General features: G+C 62.3%; 16 protein-coding genes, 1 tRNA gene and 1 pseudogene. 7 read left to right on the plus strand and 11 right to left on the minus strand.

Translation table 11 applies throughout. From position 1 onward, the window contains the following. Positions 1-86: 86 nt before the first annotated feature. Positions 87-257 carry a hypothetical protein gene (locus JJB74_RS23150; protein ID WP_200595880.1) on the plus strand — a complete coding sequence of 57 codons (171 nt, stop codon included), beginning with the start codon at positions 87-89 and terminating at the stop codon, positions 255-257. 65 nt (positions 258-322) lie between these two features. On the opposite strand, the gene JJB74_RS23155 is transcribed toward JJB74_RS23150, so the two are convergent. From JJB74_RS23155 to JJB74_RS23170, 4 genes are all read right to left on the minus strand, one after another. Continuing rightward, positions 323-397: transfer RNA gene (locus tag JJB74_RS23155), tRNA-Val, on the minus strand. A 39-nt stretch (positions 398-436) separates the two neighbouring features. Beyond that, positions 437-1,156, minus strand: a complete 720-nt coding sequence (dnaQ, locus tag JJB74_RS23160) for a DNA polymerase III subunit epsilon (RefSeq protein WP_200595882.1) — start codon at positions 1,154-1,156, stop codon at positions 437-439. A 37-nt stretch (positions 1,157-1,193) separates the two neighbouring features. Further along, positions 1,194-1,637, minus strand: a complete 444-nt coding sequence (gene rnhA, locus JJB74_RS23165) for a ribonuclease HI (protein ID WP_200595884.1) — start codon at positions 1,635-1,637, stop codon at positions 1,194-1,196. Next, positions 1,630-2,403: a class I SAM-dependent methyltransferase gene (locus JJB74_RS23170; RefSeq protein WP_200595886.1), complete on the minus strand. Its 774-nt coding sequence runs from the start codon at positions 2,401-2,403 to the stop codon at positions 1,630-1,632. Before JJB74_RS23170 ends, rnhA begins: the two co-directional genes overlap by 8 nt. Before the next feature lie 5 nt (positions 2,404-2,408). On the opposite strand from JJB74_RS23170, the gene gloB reads away from it, so the two are divergent. The 4 genes and pseudogenes from gloB (at position 2,409) to JJB74_RS23190 (ending at position 6,947) form a co-directional block, all read left to right on the plus strand. Then, a complete protein-coding gene (gloB, locus tag JJB74_RS23175) occupies positions 2,409-3,197 on the plus strand; it encodes a hydroxyacylglutathione hydrolase (protein ID WP_200595888.1) in 789 nt (262 codons plus the stop codon). Positions 3,198-3,385: 188 nt separating this feature from the next. Then, a complete protein-coding gene (locus JJB74_RS23180) occupies positions 3,386-4,870 on the plus strand; it encodes a transglycosylase SLT domain-containing protein (RefSeq protein WP_200595890.1) in 1,485 nt (494 codons plus the stop codon). A 120-nt stretch (positions 4,871-4,990) separates the two neighbouring features. Continuing rightward, positions 4,991-5,737 (plus strand): annotated as a pseudogene (locus JJB74_RS23185) (YoaK family protein); the annotation flags it as partial. 97 nt (positions 5,738-5,834) lie between these two features. After that, positions 5,835-6,947 carry an NADH:flavin oxidoreductase/NADH oxidase gene (locus JJB74_RS23190; protein ID WP_200595893.1) on the plus strand — a complete coding sequence of 371 codons (1,113 nt, stop codon included), beginning with the start codon at positions 5,835-5,837 and terminating at the stop codon, positions 6,945-6,947. Between the two features lie 98 nt (positions 6,948-7,045). On the opposite strand, the gene JJB74_RS23195 is transcribed toward JJB74_RS23190, so the two are convergent. The 6 genes from JJB74_RS23195 to JJB74_RS23220 are packed head-to-tail and all read right to left on the minus strand — an operon-like array spanning position 7,046 to position 13,215. Next, complete coding sequence (locus JJB74_RS23195; RefSeq protein WP_200595895.1) at positions 7,046-8,635, minus strand: ABC transporter ATP-binding protein; 1,590 nt, start codon at positions 8,633-8,635, stop codon at positions 7,046-7,048. Between the two features lie 6 nt (positions 8,636-8,641). Beyond that, positions 8,642-8,944, minus strand: coding sequence for a DUF2442 domain-containing protein (locus tag JJB74_RS23200; protein WP_200595897.1), 303 nt, complete (start codon positions 8,942-8,944; stop codon positions 8,642-8,644). A gap of 9 nt (positions 8,945-8,953) precedes the next feature. Next, complete coding sequence (dhiT, locus tag JJB74_RS23205; RefSeq protein ID WP_234484784.1) at positions 8,954-9,286, minus strand: type II toxin-antitoxin system toxin DhiT; 333 nt, start codon at positions 9,284-9,286, stop codon at positions 8,954-8,956. Between the two features lie 29 nt (positions 9,287-9,315). Next, on the minus strand, positions 9,316-10,347 hold the full coding sequence (locus tag JJB74_RS23210; protein ID WP_200595899.1) for an ABC transporter permease: 1,032 nt from the start codon (positions 10,345-10,347) through the stop codon (positions 9,316-9,318). Further along, positions 10,344-11,408, minus strand: coding sequence for a microcin C ABC transporter permease YejB (locus JJB74_RS23215; protein WP_200595900.1), 1,065 nt, complete (start codon positions 11,406-11,408; stop codon positions 10,344-10,346). The genes JJB74_RS23210 and JJB74_RS23215 overlap by 4 nt, the downstream gene beginning before the upstream one ends. Positions 11,409-11,418: 10 nt before the next feature. Beyond that, positions 11,419-13,215 carry an extracellular solute-binding protein gene (locus JJB74_RS23220; protein WP_200595902.1) on the minus strand — a complete coding sequence of 599 codons (1,797 nt, stop codon included), beginning with the start codon at positions 13,213-13,215 and terminating at the stop codon, positions 11,419-11,421. Positions 13,216-13,450: 235 nt separating this feature from the next. Between JJB74_RS23220 and fabI the strand changes: the two genes are divergently transcribed. Together fabI and JJB74_RS23230 are read left to right on the plus strand one after the other, a co-directional pair. Further along, positions 13,451-14,233, plus strand: coding sequence for an enoyl-ACP reductase FabI (gene fabI, locus JJB74_RS23225; protein ID WP_200595904.1), 783 nt, complete (start codon positions 13,451-13,453; stop codon positions 14,231-14,233). Between the two features lie 336 nt (positions 14,234-14,569). Further along, complete coding sequence (locus tag JJB74_RS23230) at positions 14,570-15,949, plus strand: DEAD/DEAH box helicase (protein WP_200595906.1); 1,380 nt, start codon at positions 14,570-14,572, stop codon at positions 15,947-15,949. Between the two features lie 112 nt (positions 15,950-16,061). Here the strand turns inward: JJB74_RS23230 and JJB74_RS23235 are convergent, their stop codons facing one another. Then, positions 16,062-16,211 (minus strand): hypothetical protein, encoded by a 150-nt coding sequence (locus tag JJB74_RS23235; RefSeq protein WP_200595907.1) that lies wholly within the window; start codon positions 16,209-16,211, stop codon positions 16,062-16,064. Between the last annotated feature and the right edge of the window lie 7 nt (positions 16,212-16,218).

The following is a 16,218-nucleotide window of genomic DNA, read 5'->3' on the forward strand; positions in this document are numbered from 1 at the left end:
TTCGCGCTTTACGATGAGCAACAGATAACAATTTGTCATCGTCTTGGGAGGCGTACATGAAATCGTATTTCTTGAGCGGAATGGGGATGATCTATACCGGCAAGGCACAACAGTTGCTGGCCTGTGCCATCGGCAGCCGCAAGCAGCGGGATCTGGGCGTGGAGCGGGAAATTCGCGGCAAGGCGCGCATTGCGCTCGGCGACGCTGACCGCCTGCTGTGCAGCTTCCGCCGTCCGACGCGCCTGCGGGCCGAATAAGGACGAAGCGGCGACGGGGAAAAGAAAAAGCCGGCTGCAAACATGTTGCAACCGGCTTCGAATTCTGGTGGGAAGTGCTGGTTTCGAACCAGCGACCTATCGCGTGTGAGGCGATCGCTCTACCCCTGAGCTAACCTCCCCAGGCAGGCGCGAACTATATCACAGCATTCGCACCGAAATCAATTTGCAATCTGCGCGGCAACTTGGCGCCAGATGGAGCTGCCTTTGACCTCTTTATCGAGGCCATCCATCAGTTTTTCGTGCGCGTCGATTTCATCAGGCTGCGCGGCGAGCACCACAATATCGGCCAGTGCCACGGAGCCCAGGCCGGCATCGCTGCTTGTCGTCGACGCCTCGACCTCAAGGTCGATCGTCAGGCTGTTCTGACCGCGGGTCATCGCCAGATAGACTTCGGCCAGCAGTTCCGCATCCAGTAGCGCGCCGTGCAGCACCCGGTGCGAATTCGAGATGCCGTAGCGGTCGCACAGCGCGTCCAGCGAATTGCGCTTGCCCGGATACATGGATTTCGCCTGTACCAGGGTATCAAGCACGCCGGAGACATGCTTTTCAAAGCGCGGCAAGCCGAGCCGTTCGAATTCGGCATCCAGGAAGCCGATATCAAACGGCGCGTTGTGGATGATGATTTCGGCGCCGGTGAGGTAATCCAGCAATTCGCTGCTGATCTCGGCGAACTTCGGCTTGTCGGACAGGAATTCGGTGGTCAATCCGTGCACTGCCAGCGCGCCTTCTTCCGAATCGCGTTCCGGGTTGATGTAGAAATGCAGGTTTCTGCCGGTCAGCCGGCGGTTGACGAGTTCCACGCAGCCGATTTCGATGATGCGATCGCCCGAGCGGGCATTCAGGCCGGTGGTTTCGGTGTCGAGTACGATTTGACGCATAGTGATTCTGGAAAACGGTTGATGAGCGGCGTGCTGCTTACTTCACCGAGGCGCAGCCACGGTTCGCGAGCTGGTCGGCGCGCTCATTGCCGACATGGCCGGCGTGGCCGCGCACCCAGCGCCACTCGACCTTGTGGCGGGCCTGCGCGGCATCGAGCGCCTGCCACAGGTCGGCATTCTTGACTGGCTCCTTGGCCGCGGTTTTCCAGCCGCGCGCCTTCCAGCCGTGTATCCATTCGCTGATGCCTTTCTGCACATACTGGCTGTCGGTGTGCAGCACGACTTCGCACGGCCGGGTCAGCGCGGCCAGCGCTTCGATGACCGCCATCAGCTCCATCCGGTTGTTGGTGGTGTTGCGCTCGCCGCCGAAGATTTCCTTCTCATGCTCGCCGGCCTTGAGCCAGGCGCCCCAGCCGCCCGGGCCGGGATTGCCCTTGCAGGCGCCGTCGGTAAAGATTTCTACCTTATCTACCTTATCCATGGGATTTGTGATTGGTTTGCTTGTTCGTGACCGGAACGCCCTGCCGGGCGGTGGCCTTTTTGCGGTTCCAGGCCGGCCCGATCAGCCGCATGCCCTTCACCCTCTTGATGGCCTGCACTATATAGATTCCGCCCAGATATGGCCACCAGCGCCGTCCCATCCGCTCCATGAATTCGAAGCGCTGCAGCCAGCGCTCGGTGTCGCAGGGCGGCGCATACGCGCCGAAATGCCCCGGATGCACTTCCATGTTCAACAGCTTCAGCCAATCCTTCAACCGTGGCACGCTGATGAACTCGCCGCTCTGCGGCAAGAAAGCCTTTCTGCGCAGCCGCGCCGCTGCCTGGCGCGCACCCCACATGCTGGCCGGATTGAAACCGCAGATGATGACCTGCCCTTCCGGTATCAGCACCCGTTCGACCTCGCGCAGCACCTGGTGCGGCTCGTGTGCGAATTCGAGCACGTGCGGCAGCAGCACCAGATCCAGGCTTTGCGTGGCGAAAGGCAGTTCGCCGTAATCGCCGACCACGACTGCCTGCAGCTTGCGGTCCTGCGGCACGCGGGTGTCGACGATCCAGCGGTGCGGCATGCGCGAGGCGGCCAGACCGTCGATTTCCGGCAGGCCGATCTGCACTGCGTTGAAACCGAAGATGTCGGCCGTCAGCAGCGACAGCCGCGCCTCTTCCCATTGGCGCACATAGGCGCCGGCCGGCGTCTGCAACCAGGAGCGCAGGGCTATAATCGGTTTTTCAGTTGACGAATGTTTCATAACCCATGTCGCTATCGCATTCTCCGGGCGTGCTCGCCATTCCGGCCTTTGCCGACAACTATCTCTGGCTGATTCATGATGAAACCCACGCCGCCGTAGTCGATCCGGGCGATGCCGCTCCGGTGATCGAAACTCTGAAAAACCGCGGGCTGAAACTCGTTGCCATTCTACTCACCCATCATCATGCCGACCACGTCGGCGGTGTTCCGGACTTGCTCGCACAGTATCAGGTTCCGGTGTTCGGCCCGAAAAACAGCCGCATCGCCGGCATCACACAGCCGGTATCCGAAGGCGACACCGTGGAACTGCCCGAACTCGGCGTGAAGTTGTCGGTGCTGGAAGTGCCCGGACATACGCTGGACCACATTGCCTATCATGAACCGGATCGTCGCTGGCTGTTTTGCGGCGACACCCTGTTCGCTGGCGGTTGCGGCCGATTGTTCGAAGGCAGCCCGGCGCAGATGACCACATCGCTGGGCAAACTCGCGGCGCTGCCAGACGACACCGCCGTGTATTGTGCGCATGAATACACGATGTCAAATCTGAAATTCGCCCACGAAGTCGAGCCGGAAAACGTGAAACTTTCGGCAAGAATTGCCGAAGAGCAGCGAAAACGCGATCAAAATCTGCCAACACTGCCGAGTTTTATCGGATTGGAAAAGTTGACCAATCCTTTTTTGCGTTACACTGAGCCCCGCATTTTGGACCGGCTGACAAGTGTTGGTCGTTTGCCGGTCAGGGAATCAATTCCAGCGTTCGCGGCACTGCGAGAATGGAAAAATTCCTACCGCTAAAGAAGTTCAGGCGCCGAACCGTTATTCCATAAAGCAACTACGTCCCGACCTTGCCGGGACGTAGTTGCTTTATGTGTGCGCATGCATGCATGGCTGCGTGCGCGCTTCGATGGCATGCCGCCATCGCGGTTCAGGCATCGTCCGCGGTTACGGCCATTCGGGCCGATTAAAAATAAGACAGTGATCCCATGCATCGAAAACCGATCAAGACCTTAGTCTGCGCAGCGCTTCTGTCGCTGGGCACCTCGCTCACGGCATACGCCAACGATATTTCCATCTTTTCCTATCTCGCCAGCCAGCCCCTGGACCCGAACGACCCGCTGATGCAGGTCATGTCCATGGAAGAAGTGGATGTCTGGTCCCGCATCCGCAAGGGCTTTGCGATTCCCGATCTCGACAATCCGCTGGTGCAGGTGCAAACCACCTGGTACAGCTCGCGCCCGGACTATATCGACCGGGTCACCAACCGCGCGTCGCGCTATCTGTTCCATGTGGTGCAGGAACTGGAAAAGCGCAACATGCCGACCGAACTGGCGCTGCTGCCCTTCATCGAGTCGGCCTTCAACCCGGAAGCGCTGTCGACGGCCAAGGCTGCCGGCATGTGGCAATTCATTCCGTCCACCGGCCGCGACTTCAACCTGAAACAGAACATGTTCCAGGACGAGCGCCGCGATGTGCTGGCTTCCACCGACGCCGCGTTGAATTACCTGGAAAAGCTGTATGCGATGTTCGGCGACTGGCAGCTGGCGCTGGCCGCCTACAACTGGGGCGAAGGCTCGGTGCAGCGGGCGATTGCCAAGGCCACCGCGGCCGGGCAGCCGACTGACTTCAATACGCTGTCGGCCTACATGCCGAATGAAACCCGCAACTATGTGCCGAAGCTGCAGGCGGTGAAGAACATCATTGCCACGCCGGCGCAATACGGTATCGCGCTGCCGCACATCGACAACCAGCCCTATTTCGTCACCATCCGCAAGACCAAGGACATCGATGTGCAGGTCGCGGCCAAGCTGGCGGAACTGCCGATGGAGGAATTCAAGGCGCTGAATCCGCAGTTCAACCGGCCGGTGATCGTCGGCAGTCCGGATACGCAAATCCTGCTGCCGAAGAGCAATGCGGAGAAGTTCAAGTCCAATCTCGCGAAATGGAAGCAGGCGCTGTCTTCCTGGACCGCGCACACCGTGACCTCGGCGCGCGAACGCATCGAAGTCATCGCCGCGCGTTTCCGCACCACGCCGGAAGTCATCCGCGAGGTCAACCATATTCCGCCGCGCATGGTGCTGAAAGCCGGCTCGACCATCCTGGTGCCCAAGACCGAGGACGAGGAAAAGGACATCGCGCCGGAAGTGGCCGACCGCGCCAAGCTGGCGATGGAGCCGGATCTGCCGCCCACGCGCAAGATCAGCGTGAAGGTTGGTCGCCATGACAGCATCGCTTCGATTGCCGCGCGCAATGGCGTCACCGTGGCCCAGGTCAAGTCCTGGAACAATCTGTCGCGCGACGCCGTGTCGCGTGGCCAGACGCTGACGTTGCATGTGCCGAACGGGATGCGCCTGGTGCATGCGGCGCCGGGCCGCAGCATCCATTCGGTCCGCGCAGCGCACGTGGTGGCGGTCAAGGCTACGTCTCATCCGGTGGTCAGGGCGTCGGCATCGCGTCATCGGATCCGCTGACAGCTTCGCCTTGCTCGTTCCAAAGCGGCGGCCGATACCCGCCGCTTTTTTCATTCCGCGACTGCTTTCCTGTCCGCTTGCGCTGGGACTCGGTAACATTGTGCGCAGAGGAGGACATTCATGCCCATCAGCTATCTGCGCGCCCTGGCCGACCGCGAGCGCAGCGACCGCAGCAATCGCCATCTCGCCGGCTTTCTCGCTTTCATCGCCGGCGCCGTCAATGCCGGCGGTTTCCTGGCAGTGCGCCAATACACCTCGCACATGAGCGGCATCGTCTCTTCGATGGCCGACAATGCCGCACTCGGCGATTTCAAACTGATCCTCGAAGGCGCGGGCGCGCTGCTGTCCTTTCTCCTCGGCGCGGCCTGTTCGGCAATGCTGATCAATTGGGCACGCAGGCAGCAGCTGCGCAGCGAATATGCGTTTCCGCTGCTGCTGGAGGCGCTGCTGCTGGTCTGCTTCGGCCTGCTCGGCCAGCATCTCGGCCAGCATGAATGGCTGTTCGTTCCGCTCACCGTATCTTTGCTGTGCTTCATGATGGGCTTGCAGAACGCGATGATCACCAAGCTCTCGCGCGCCGAGATACGCACCACACACCTGACCGGCATGGTCACCGACATCGGCATCGAACTCGGCAAGCTGTTCTACTGGAACGCGAGCCGGCACGACGCTACGCCACCGGTACTGGCGAACCGGCCGAAGCTGCGGATTCTGTCGCTGCTGGTGACACTGTTCTTCACCGGCGGCGTGGTCGGTGCGCTCGGCTTCAAGCACATCGGCTTCATCTCGGCGCTGCCGCTGGCGGCCTTGCTGGCGCTGCTGGCAACCGTGCCGGTGGCTGACGACATCCGGCACCGGGTGCGTCGCAGCGCGCATTGAGCACTCCCAAGGCTCTGGGCCGCCGCGCAGGCAGGTCAAGGCGCGCGCTGCGACAATGGCCCTTCGTTTTGCAAGGAGCCCTCCGATGAGCCAGCTGTTCTCTCCCTATTCCCTTGGCCCGCTGCAGGTCAGGAACCGTATCGCGATCGCGCCGATGTGCCAGTACTCGGCGGAAAACGGCAATGCCACCGACTGGCACATGATCCATCTCGGCCATCTGGCGCTGTCTGGCGCCGGCGTGCTGATCATCGAGGCCACCGCGGTGGAAGACATCGGCCGCATCACGCCCGGCGATCTCGGATTGTATTCCGATGAGAACGAAGCGGCGCTCGGCCGGGTGCTGCAGGCCATCCGCGCGTACTCCGAGATACCGGTGATGGTTCAGCTCGGCCACGCCGGCCGCAAGGCGTCCAGTTGCGCCCCGTGGGAAGGCGGCGCGCTGATTCCGCCGGAGGAAGGCGGCTGGCATACCGTGGCGCCGTCGCCGCTGCCGCATGGCGCGGATGAGCCGGCGCCGATCGCCCTGGATGATGCGGGACTTGTACGCGTGCGCGATGCCTTCGTTGCCGCTGCCCGTCGCGCGCAGGCTCTGGGCCTGGACGGTATCGAGATTCACGCCGCGCATGGCTATCTGCTGCATCAATTCCTGTCGCCGCTGTCGAACCGGCGTACCGACCGTTACGGCGGCTCGCTCGAGAACCGCATGCGCTTTCCGCTCGAGGTCTTTGATGCGGTGCGCGCCGCGGTGCCGGTGTCGATGACGGTCGGCGTGCGGGTGTCGGCAACCGACTGGGTCGAAGGCGGCTGGGATATCGAGGAATGCGTGAGCTTGGGAGAGGAACTGGCGCGACGCGGCTGCCATTTCATCCATGTCTCCAGCGGCGGCCTGTCGCCGCAGCAGAAGATACCGGTCGGGCCGGGCTATCAATTGGCCTTTTCGGCGCGCATCCGCCAGGAATGCGGCATGCCGACCATAGGCGTGGGCCTGATCACCGAGCCGGAACAGGCGGAAACCGTGATTGCCAGCGGCCAGGCCGACATGGTCGCGCTGGCGCGGGCGATGCTCTACGACCCGCGCTGGCCCTGGCATGCGGCAGCCGATCTCGGCGGCCAGGTGGATGCGCCGCCGCAGTACTGGCGTTCGCAGCCAAGGCAATATCGCAATCTGTTCGGCGAGACCACGCTCGGGCAGCGTTAGCGCGTCTGGTTGAATTCGTAGGGTGGGCGCAAGCCCACGCGTTGTTCAACCACCGCGTGGGCTTGCGCCCACCCTACAAGCTTGCAAGCGCAGCGCGCTCAGGCATGCGCCGCAACGGCGCTGTAAGTCGACGCGGCCAGCAGTCGCCGGGTATAGGGATGTGACGGCGACGACAGCAGCGTTTGCGCATCGCCCTGCTCCACCACCTGCCCATCCTTCATCACCAGCACCCGGTGCGCCATCGCGCGGATCACCGCGAGGTCATGGCTGATGAACAGGTAAGCCATGCCATGGCGGCGCTGCAGCTCCGACAGCAGCGCCAGCACCTGCATCTGCACCGACACATCGAGCGCAGACGTCGGCTCGTCCAGCAGCACCAGCGCCGGTTTCAGCACCAGCACCCTGGCGATCGCAATGCGCTGGCGCTGGCCGCCGGAGAACTCATGCGGATAGCGGTCCATCATCGCCGCTGAGAGCCCGACTTCTTCGAGGCTGTCGGCCACGGCCTGCCGCAGTTGATGCGCATTCCATTGCGGCTGGTGCAGCGCCAGGCCTTCGGAGACGATCTGTGCAATCGTGCGACGTGGCGACAGCGACGCATACGGATCCTGGAACACCACCTGCATCTGCGCGCGCAAGGGCCGCAGGTGCGCGCTAGTCATCGCGCTGATGCGCTGGCCGCGAAAAGCGATGTCGCCGGCAACGCGCGCCGCCGACAGCCGCAGCAGCGCCATGCCGAGCGTGGACTTGCCGCTGCCGGATTCGCCGACGATGCCCAGGGTTTCGCCGGGCGCAAGCGCCACGCTGACATCATCGACGGCGACGAATTCGCGTTTCCTGAACCAGCCCTGCGGAATATCGAAGATGCAGCGCACCTTGTTGGCTTCAAGCAGCGGCGCGCCTCCGGACGACACCGGCGCCACCATGCGCTGCGGATGACTGGCAAGCAGCTTCTTGGTGTAAGGCTCGCGCGGATTGGCGAAGAGCTCGGCCGTCGGCGCGGCTTCAACCAGGCGGCCTCCCTCCATCACGCCGACACGATCGGCGAAATGGCGCACCAGGTTCAGGTCATGGCTGATCATCAGCACCGCCATGTTTTCCTGGCGCTGCAAGTCGTTGAGCAACTCCAGGATCTGCACCTGTATCGTCACGTCCAGCGCCGTGGTCGGCTCGTCGGCGATCAGCAATTTTGGCCGGCAGGCCAGCGCCATCGCGATCATCGCGCGCTGGCGTTGGCCGCCGGAGAGCTGATGCGGATACGCCAGCGCGCGCCGCGCCGGCTCCGGAATGCCGGTCTTCTCCAGCAGCTCCACCGCGCGCTGCGCCGCCTGCCTGGCTGACAGGCCTTCATGCAGCGTCAGCACCTCGGCGATCTGGTTGCCGATGGTGAACAGCGGATTCAGGGCTGTCATCGGCTCCTGGAAGATCATCGCCACATCCTTGCCGCGCAGCCGGCGCAGCTTGGCTTCGGGCCGCTGCAGGATATCGTCGCCTTCGAACAGGATGCGTCCGCCGTAACGCGCATCGCCGTTCAGGCGCAGCACCGACAGCGCGGTGACGGTCTTGCCGGACCCGGATTCGCCGACCAGCGCGAACTTCTCGCCGGGCGCGATGGAAAAGCTGACGTCGTCGACGACGGTGGTGTCGCCGAAGGCGACGCGGAGGTGTTGGACATCGAGCAGGCTCATAAAACCTCAACCCGTGCGACGCAGGGACGACCCTGCGTTTCTATCCGCCGCCAACGCATCGCCTGCCGCCGTTTCAATGGGGATCATTCCATGCAAAAGCATTTCGGGAGCAATGTCCTGTTCATTGGGCCAAGTCACTGCACCAAGAACGATGCCGACTTGCGCGAAGTACTGCGGATTGCGCAGTTCGCGAAAGACACCGTGATCGAGATATGGCTTCAGATCGAATATTCCCTTGCGTCCATCAGCGATTTCCACGTAGATCCGAAAGTCAGGCAGGGGTTTGACGAACTTCACGTCCCAGTACATAACGACCTCTCACAACGGAGCGATTTTGTAGGGATTTTCCCCGTTGACCGCAAGCTCCCAATCGGCCATCAACTCATCACGATGCAGCTCAATCCATGCCTGCACCAGACGAAACTGTTTGCGCGGCAGGTCACCAGAAAGAACTTCGGCATCCGCAATGCTGATGGAAGCCTCGAATTCCGCGTACCTCGCATGGATATGCGGCAGGGCATGCTGCCTGTTGTCGAGCAAATACATGCGGATGATGATCCCGTAAAACATCGAAATGACAGGCATGGATGCGCTCCCTGTTGTTTGCTGTTTCAGCACAACACTTCCTCCTATCTGATGATCCATCAGCATTCAGCTCCACATGCGAGCACAAGCCCGCCTCAAGACTTCCTCCGCACATCCAGCGAATTGCGCAAGGCATCGCCGATATTGGTCAACAGCAGCAGCGTGATCGCCAGCACGGCAAAGGTTGACAGCGCGATCCACCAGGCGTCGAGATTGTTCTTGCCCTGGGCCAGCAGCTCGCCGAGGCTGGGCGTGGACGGCGGCACGCCCAGGCCGAGGAAGTCCAGGCTGGTCAGCGCGAGGATCGCGGCGCTCATGCGAAACGGCAGGAAAGTCACCACCGTGGTCAGGCTGTTGGGCAATACGTGGCGCCAGATGATCTGCCCGTTGGACAGGCCCAGCGCGCGCGCTGCCTGCACGTATTCGAGGTTGCGGTTGCGCAGAAAATCGGCGCGCACATAGTCGGACAGGCCCATCCAGCCGAACAGCGACAGCAGCACCAGCAGCAGCCCGATGCTCGGATCGAAGATCGAAGAGAAGATGATCAGCAGGTACAGCTCCGGCATCGAGCCCCAGATCTCGATGAAGCGCTGGAACAGGAGGTCGGTGCGTCCGGCGAAATAGCCCTGCACCGCGCCGGTGGCCACGCCCAGGATCACGCCGATGATGGTCAGCGCGATGCCGAACAGGATCGACACCCGGAAGCCGTACAGCAGGCGCGCCACCACGTCGCGTCCGCGGTCATCGGTGCCCAGCCAGTTCTCGCTCGAGGGCGGCGCCGGGTTCGGCGACTTCGCGAAATAGTTCAGCGTGTCATAGCGATAGTGGTTCGGCGGATAGACCGCCCAGTTGCCGGGCTTGCCGAACTGGTCGCGGATGAAGGGATCGAGGTAATCGGCCGGTGTATCGAAGTCGCCGCCGAACTCCTTTTCGGAGTAGGTCGACACGATCGGAAAGATCAGCCGGCCGTCGTAGCGCGCCACCAGCGGCTTGTCGTTGGACAGCAGTTCGGCGCACAGCGAGAGTCCGAACAGCACCAGGAAAATCACCAGGCTCCAGTAGCCGCGGCGGCTCTGCCGGAAGCGCAGCCAGATGCGGCGGTTCGGCGATATCGATTGCGGGCTCATCGCGACAGGCTCTCGAATTGCACCCGCGGATCGGCCCAGACGTAGCACAGGTCGCCGAGCAACTTCACCACAAGGCCGATCAGGGTGAACAGATACAGCGTGCCCATCACCACCGGGTAGTCGCGCCGTATCACCGATTCATAGGACAACAGGCCGAGGCCATCGAGCGAGAACAGCGTCTCGATCAAGAGGCTGCCGGCGAAGAAGGCGCCGATGAAGGCTGCCGGGAAACCGGTCACCAGCGGGATCAGCGCATTGCGGAACACATGCTTGTACAGCACCCGCCGCTCGTCCAGGCCCTTGGCGCGTGCGGTCAGCACATACTGCTTGCGGATCTCTTCGAGGAAGGTATTCTTGGTCAGCATCGTCATCACCGCGAAGGAACCGGCGACCGAGGCCGTCACCGGCAGCGTGATGTGCCACAGGTAATCGAGGATCTTGCCGCCGACGGACAGCGTGTCCCAGTCGTCCGAGGTCAGGCCGCGCAGCGGGAACCATTGCAGGAAGCTGCCGCCGCCGAACAGCACCAGCAGCAGCACGCCGAGCACGAAACCGGGAATCGAATAGCCGATCAGCACCAGCATGCTCGTGACGGCGTCGAAGCGGCTGCCTTCGCGCACCGCCTTGGCAATGCCCAGCGGCACCGAGATCAGGTAGGTGATGAAGAAGGTCCACAGGCCGATCGAGATCGACACCGGCAGCTTGGACTTCACCAGTTGCCAGACATCCATGTGGTGATAGAAGCTCTGGCCGAGGTCGAAGCGGGCGAAGCCCTTCAGCATCTGCCAGAAGCGCGCCAGCGGTGGCTTGTCGAAGCCGTACAGCGCCTGGATTTCCTTGACGCGTTCCGGGTCGATGCCCTGACGGCCCCGGTATTGCGACGCGCCGCCGCCGCTGGCTTCACCGCCGCCGGTTGCCGCGCCCTTGCGCAATTCCATGATTGCCTGCTCCACCGGACCTCCCGGCACGAACTGGATCACGGCGAAGGTGATGGCGACCACGCCCAAGAGCGTGGGAATCATCAGCAGCACGCGTTTGAAGATGTATGCCCAGATATTCATGCTTAGTTCCTCATCTCGGCTTCTGCTGCCACCACATCGACACCACGTACGACTCGGCCTGGTAATACAGCGGCAGCTGTTGCGGCATGCCGAAGCGGTTGCGATAGGACACACGGTGCGTCGACGAATACCAGTGCGGCACCACGATGTATTTGTTCAGCAGCACCCGGTCCAGCGCCCTGGCAGCCGCTATCAGTTCGCGGCGGGTATTGGCCGTCAACAGCGCATCGAGCAGCTTGTCCACCGCCGGATCCTTCAGTCCCCAGACATTGTTCGAACCCGGTTCGTCGGCTGCCTTCGAGCTGAACATGTCGAGCAGCTCGCTGCCAGGGCTGTTGCTGGCGCCGAAACGCTGCGAGGTCATGTCGAAATCGAATTCCTCCATGCGTTTTTGCAGCAGCGCGAAGTCCGCGCTGCGCTGGCTCACCTGGATGCCGAGCTTCTGCAGGTTGCGGATGTAGACGCTGATGATGCGCGACATCGCCGACTGGTCGTCGATGACTTCGAACACCAGCGGCTGCCCCTTCGCATTGCGCAGCGCGCCGTCACGGTATTCCCACCCGGCCTGGCGCAGCAATTCCCGCGCCTGGCGCAGATTGGCGCGCAGCGACGATGGCGGATTCGTGCTCGGCGGCACCGGAACTGGCCCGAACACCGCGGAATCGAGCTTGTCGCGCATCGGCTCGAGCAGCTTCAGCTCGTCTTCGCTCGGCGTGCCGGTCGCGGCCAGTTCGCTGTTGGTGAAGAAGGAATTGATGCGCTTGTACTGGTTGTAGAACAGCTGGCGGTCCATCCATTCGAAGTCCAGCGCCAGGCCGAGCGCCTGTCTGACGCGAATGTCCTGGAATTGCGCGCGCCGCAGGTTCATCACGAAGGCCTGCATGCCGGCGACATTCGAATGCGGAAACTCGCGCTTGATGATTTCCCCGCTGCGGAACTTCGGTCCGTTGTAAGCGCGCGTCCAGTTCTTCGCGCTGTATTCCACCGTCACATCGAATTCCCCGGCCTTGAAGGCCTCGAGCTTGGCGGTGTCGTCCTTGTACAGGCGATACAGGATGCGCTCGAAGTTGAACATGCCGCGCCGCGCGGGCACATCCTTTCCCCAGTAATCTGGATTGCGCCGGTAGCTGATCGAGCGGCCGACGTCGTAGCGGTCGATCAGGTAAGGGCCGCTGGAAATCGGCGCTTCCAGGCCGATCTTGTCGAACGTCGTCTTCGCACCCCACTTGCGCGAGAACACCGGCACGCCGCCGACGATCAGCGGCAGCTCGCGGTTATTGGAGCGGAAGTCGAAGCGCACGGTACGCTCGTCAACGACTGCGCATTGCTTGACCTCGGCGAAGATGGACTTGAATTGCGGCGCGCCCTTGGCGATCAGGGTGTCGAAGGAGAATTTGACATCGGCGGCCAGCACCGGGTCGCCATTGTTGAAACGAGCCCTGGGGTTGAGGCGGAATACGATGGAGCGGCGGTCCGGCGCGACTTCCATGTCCTCGGCAAGCAGGCCGTACATGCTGGCGCTTTCGTCGGCGGAACCGGTGGCGAGCGTCTCGAACATCAGCTCGCTGATGCCGGCGGCGGCCACGCCCTTGAGCGAATACGGGTTGAACTTGTCGAAGCTGGTGCGGCGGTCGGGATTGGCCAGGTACAGCTCGCCGCCCCGGGGCGCATCGGGATTCACGTAGTCGAAATGGGTGAAGCCGGCCGGGTACTTGGGCGAGTCGTACAGCGCGAACGCATGCGCGGCCAGCGCATCGTTGCCGCAAAAGATGGCGGCCAGGAAAAGGAATGCCGGAAGTTTTGCCATGCGCCTGTCGTTTCGCTCCTGGGATGAAGGTGTGCGCCGCAACGGCGCTGCCGCGAGTGCGGGCTATTGTACAGAAGACCACAACTGTTTCAGGCGCGTCGCGAATGCCGACAAGCCTTGCGCACCGTTGCCGGAATCCGCAAGGCTTGCCCTGCGTTCAAGCAGTCCCTACAATCTTGCGGTTTCAAAAACCGGCTGTCCGCGCCGCATCGCAACCCCCTCTCCCGGAGTTCCCATGGCTTTCCTGCAAGGCAAAAAAATCCTGATCACCGGTCTGCTGTCCAACCGGTCCATCGCCTACGGCATTGCCCAGGCCTGCAAGCGGGAAGGCGCGGAACTGGCATTTACCTATGTCGGCGACCGCTTCCGCGATCGCATCACCGAATTTGCGCAGGAATTCGACAGCAAGCTGGTATTCGATTGCGACGTCGGCAGCGATGAGCAGATCAATGCGGTGTTCGCCGACCTCGGCAAGTCCTGGGAACGGCTCGACGGCCTGGTGCACGCAATCGGCTTCGCACCGCGCGAAGCGATCGCCGGCGACTTCCTCGACGGCATGACGCGCGAGAACTTCCGCATCGCGCACGACATCTCGGCGTACAGCTTCCCGGCCATGGCCAAGGCCGCACTGCCGATGCTGTCGGACCACGCGGCGCTGCTGACCCTGTCTTACCTCGGTTCCATGCGCGCCCTGCCCAACTACAACACCATGGGCCTGGCCAAGGCATCGCTGGAAGCGTCGGTGCGCTATCTCGCCGAATCGCTGGGCGGACGCGGGGTGCGTGTCAACGGCATTTCCGCCGGCCCGATCAAGACCCTGGCCGCGTCCGGCATCAAGGACTTCGGCAAGATCCTGAACTTTGTGAAGGAGCATGCGCCGCTGCGCCGCAACGTGACGATCGAGGACGTCGGCAACGCCGCCGCCTTCCTGCTGTCCGATCTGGCCGGCGGCATCACCGGCGAAATCACCTATGTCGACGGCGGCTTCTCGCATGTCGTCGGCGGCATTGCCGAATAAGCATTGCATTGAATCCTACCGCTCGGGCAGCGGCAAATCCTTGAAAATACAGTGAAAAAGCACTGGACAAATCACTGCCCGAGCAGATACACTGCGGTTTGTGCGTTGCAGTAATCCACGCATTTCGTCGCACCGCTTACCCTTACCGACAATAAAGCCCTCCGCCCCTGGTGTCGCTCTCAGACACCGTCCCGGCGCAAAGCTTTTGTGCCGAATCCTCTTTCGAGTATTCCTGCTGTTTTTTTGGTTGGCGATGCATTTCCCGCGCATGGCACGTTTCGATGGCGACATCGCCGTCCGGCTTTTGCGCATGACTTCCTTCAACGAAAGAACCTGATGACTTTTGAAGCACTAGGCTTGCACGCGTCCATTCTGAAAGCGCTCACCGAGGCCGGCTATACCAACCCAACCCCGGTGCAGGAGCAGTCCATCCCTGCCGCACTGGAAGGCCGCGACCTGCTGGTTTCCTCGCAGACCGGCTCCGGCAAGACTGCCGCGTTCATGTTGCCCACGCTGCACAAGCTGGCCTCGGTCGAACAGCCGGCAGGCATTCCCCGTACCCCGAATCAGCAAGCGCAATCGGCGCGCTCCCGCGGCGAGCGTCCGCGTTTCAAGCCGGCCCAGCCGAAGGTGCTGGTGCTGACCCCGACGCGTGAACTCGCGCTGCAGGTCACCACTGCCACCGACAAATACGGCGCCCACATGCGCCGCGTGCGCACCGTGTCCATCCTGGGCGGTATGCCGTATCCGAAACAGATGCAGCTGCTGGCGAAGAACCCGGAAATCCTGGTCGCCACGCCGGGCCGCCTGATCGACCACATGGAATCGGGCAAGATCAATTTCTCCGAGCTGCAAATGCTGGTGCTCGACGAAGCCGACCGCATGCTCGACATGGGCTTCATCGACGACATCGAGAAGATCGTGGAAGCCACGCCGGAAACCCGTCAGACCATGCTGTTCTCGGCAACGCTCGACGGCGTCGTCGGCAACATGGCGCGCCGTATTACCCGCGATCCGCTGACCATCCAGATTGCCAGTTCGAGCAACCGGCATGAAAACATCCAGCAGCGCGTGCATTTCGTCGACGACCTGTCGCACAAGAATCGTCTGCTGGACCATCTGCTGCGCGACACCAGCATCGACCAGGCCGTGGTGTTTACCGCGACCAAGCGTGACGCTGACACCATCGCCGACCGCCTGAACATCGCCGGCTTCGCCGCCGCCGCGCTGCATGGCGACATGCACCAGGGCGCGCGCAACCGCACGCTGGAAAGCGTGCGCCGTGGCCAGGTGCGGGTGCTGGTAGCCACCGACGTCGCCGCACGCGGCATCGACGTGCCGACTATTACCCACGTGGTGAACTACGATCTGCCGAAGTTTCCGGAAGACTATGTGCACCGCATCGGCCGCACCGGTCGTGCCGGACGCAATGGCCTGGCGATCTCGCTGGTCAATCACAGCGAGAGCATGAATGTGAAGCGCATCGAGCGCTTCACCAAGCAAATCATCCCGGTGGATATTGTCGAAGGCTTCGAGCCGAAGCGCACCGCGCCGCGTCCGAGCAAGCCGGCCGGCTGGAAACCGGGCGACACGCGTGGTCGCAAGCCGGGCCAGCGCAGCTTCGCCAAGCCGGGCGCACCGCGCCGTGAAGAGGGCGGCGGCTACAAGGGCGGCCAGCGCAGCGAAGGTCAGCGCCGTTCCTATGGCGATCGCTAATCGCTAAACCTTGAGCATGGCCATGGCCGGCATCGCCGGCAAGCCCAATAAAAAAGCCGTTCCAGTTACTGGAACGGCTTTTTCACTTTCTGCTTCAAACCATGCCGGAGCCTCACCCCCCGACGCCGGTCAGAAAATAGGCTGCCACACCGAGGATCAGCCCCCAAAGAGAAATCACGATTGCAGGTAGTGCGAACCTGAAATCGTGATTGTGGACGGATTGCGCAACGGCTTCATTGCGCACGGATATGTCGCTTTGCATTGCCATG

Source organism: Noviherbaspirillum pedocola (genome assembly GCF_016632335.1).
Classification (GTDB): Bacteria; Pseudomonadota; Gammaproteobacteria; order Burkholderiales; family Burkholderiaceae_D; genus Noviherbaspirillum_A; species Noviherbaspirillum_A pedocola.

Coding starts and splice junctions, on each gene's coding strand:
- JJB74_RS23195 (WP_200595895.1), bottom strand. CDS start 8,635: ATGAGCCTGCTCGATGTCCAACACCTCCGCGTCGCCTTCGGCGACACC.
- JJB74_RS23230 (WP_200595906.1), top strand. CDS start 14,570: ATGACTTTTGAAGCACTAGGCTTGCACGCGTCCATTCTGAAAGCGCTC.
- JJB74_RS23220 (WP_200595902.1), bottom strand. CDS start 13,215: ATGGCAAAACTTCCGGCATTCCTTTTCCTGGCCGCCATCTTTTGCGGC.
- JJB74_RS23180 (WP_200595890.1), top strand. CDS start 3,386: ATGCATCGAAAACCGATCAAGACCTTAGTCTGCGCAGCGCTTCTGTCG.
- dhiT (WP_234484784.1), bottom strand. CDS start 9,286: ATGCTGATGGATCATCAGATAGGAGGAAGTGTTGTGCTGAAACAGCAA.
- rnhA (WP_200595884.1), bottom strand. CDS start 1,637: ATGGATAAGGTAGATAAGGTAGAAATCTTTACCGACGGCGCCTGCAAG.
- dnaQ (WP_200595882.1), bottom strand. CDS start 1,156: ATGCGTCAAATCGTACTCGACACCGAAACCACCGGCCTGAATGCCCGC.
- JJB74_RS23170 (WP_200595886.1), bottom strand. CDS start 2,403: ATGAAACATTCGTCAACTGAAAAACCGATTATAGCCCTGCGCTCCTGG.
- JJB74_RS23215 (WP_200595900.1), bottom strand. CDS start 11,408: ATGAATATCTGGGCATACATCTTCAAACGCGTGCTGCTGATGATTCCC.
- JJB74_RS23150 (WP_200595880.1), top strand. CDS start 87: ATGATCTATACCGGCAAGGCACAACAGTTGCTGGCCTGTGCCATCGGC.
- fabI (WP_200595904.1), top strand. CDS start 13,451: ATGGCTTTCCTGCAAGGCAAAAAAATCCTGATCACCGGTCTGCTGTCC.
- JJB74_RS23190 (WP_200595893.1), top strand. CDS start 5,835: ATGAGCCAGCTGTTCTCTCCCTATTCCCTTGGCCCGCTGCAGGTCAGG.
- JJB74_RS23200 (WP_200595897.1), bottom strand. CDS start 8,944: ATGTACTGGGACGTGAAGTTCGTCAAACCCCTGCCTGACTTTCGGATC.
- JJB74_RS23210 (WP_200595899.1), bottom strand. CDS start 10,347: ATGAGCCCGCAATCGATATCGCCGAACCGCCGCATCTGGCTGCGCTTC.
- JJB74_RS23235 (WP_200595907.1), bottom strand. CDS start 16,211: ATGCAAAGCGACATATCCGTGCGCAATGAAGCCGTTGCGCAATCCGTC.
- gloB (WP_200595888.1), top strand. CDS start 2,409: ATGTCGCTATCGCATTCTCCGGGCGTGCTCGCCATTCCGGCCTTTGCC.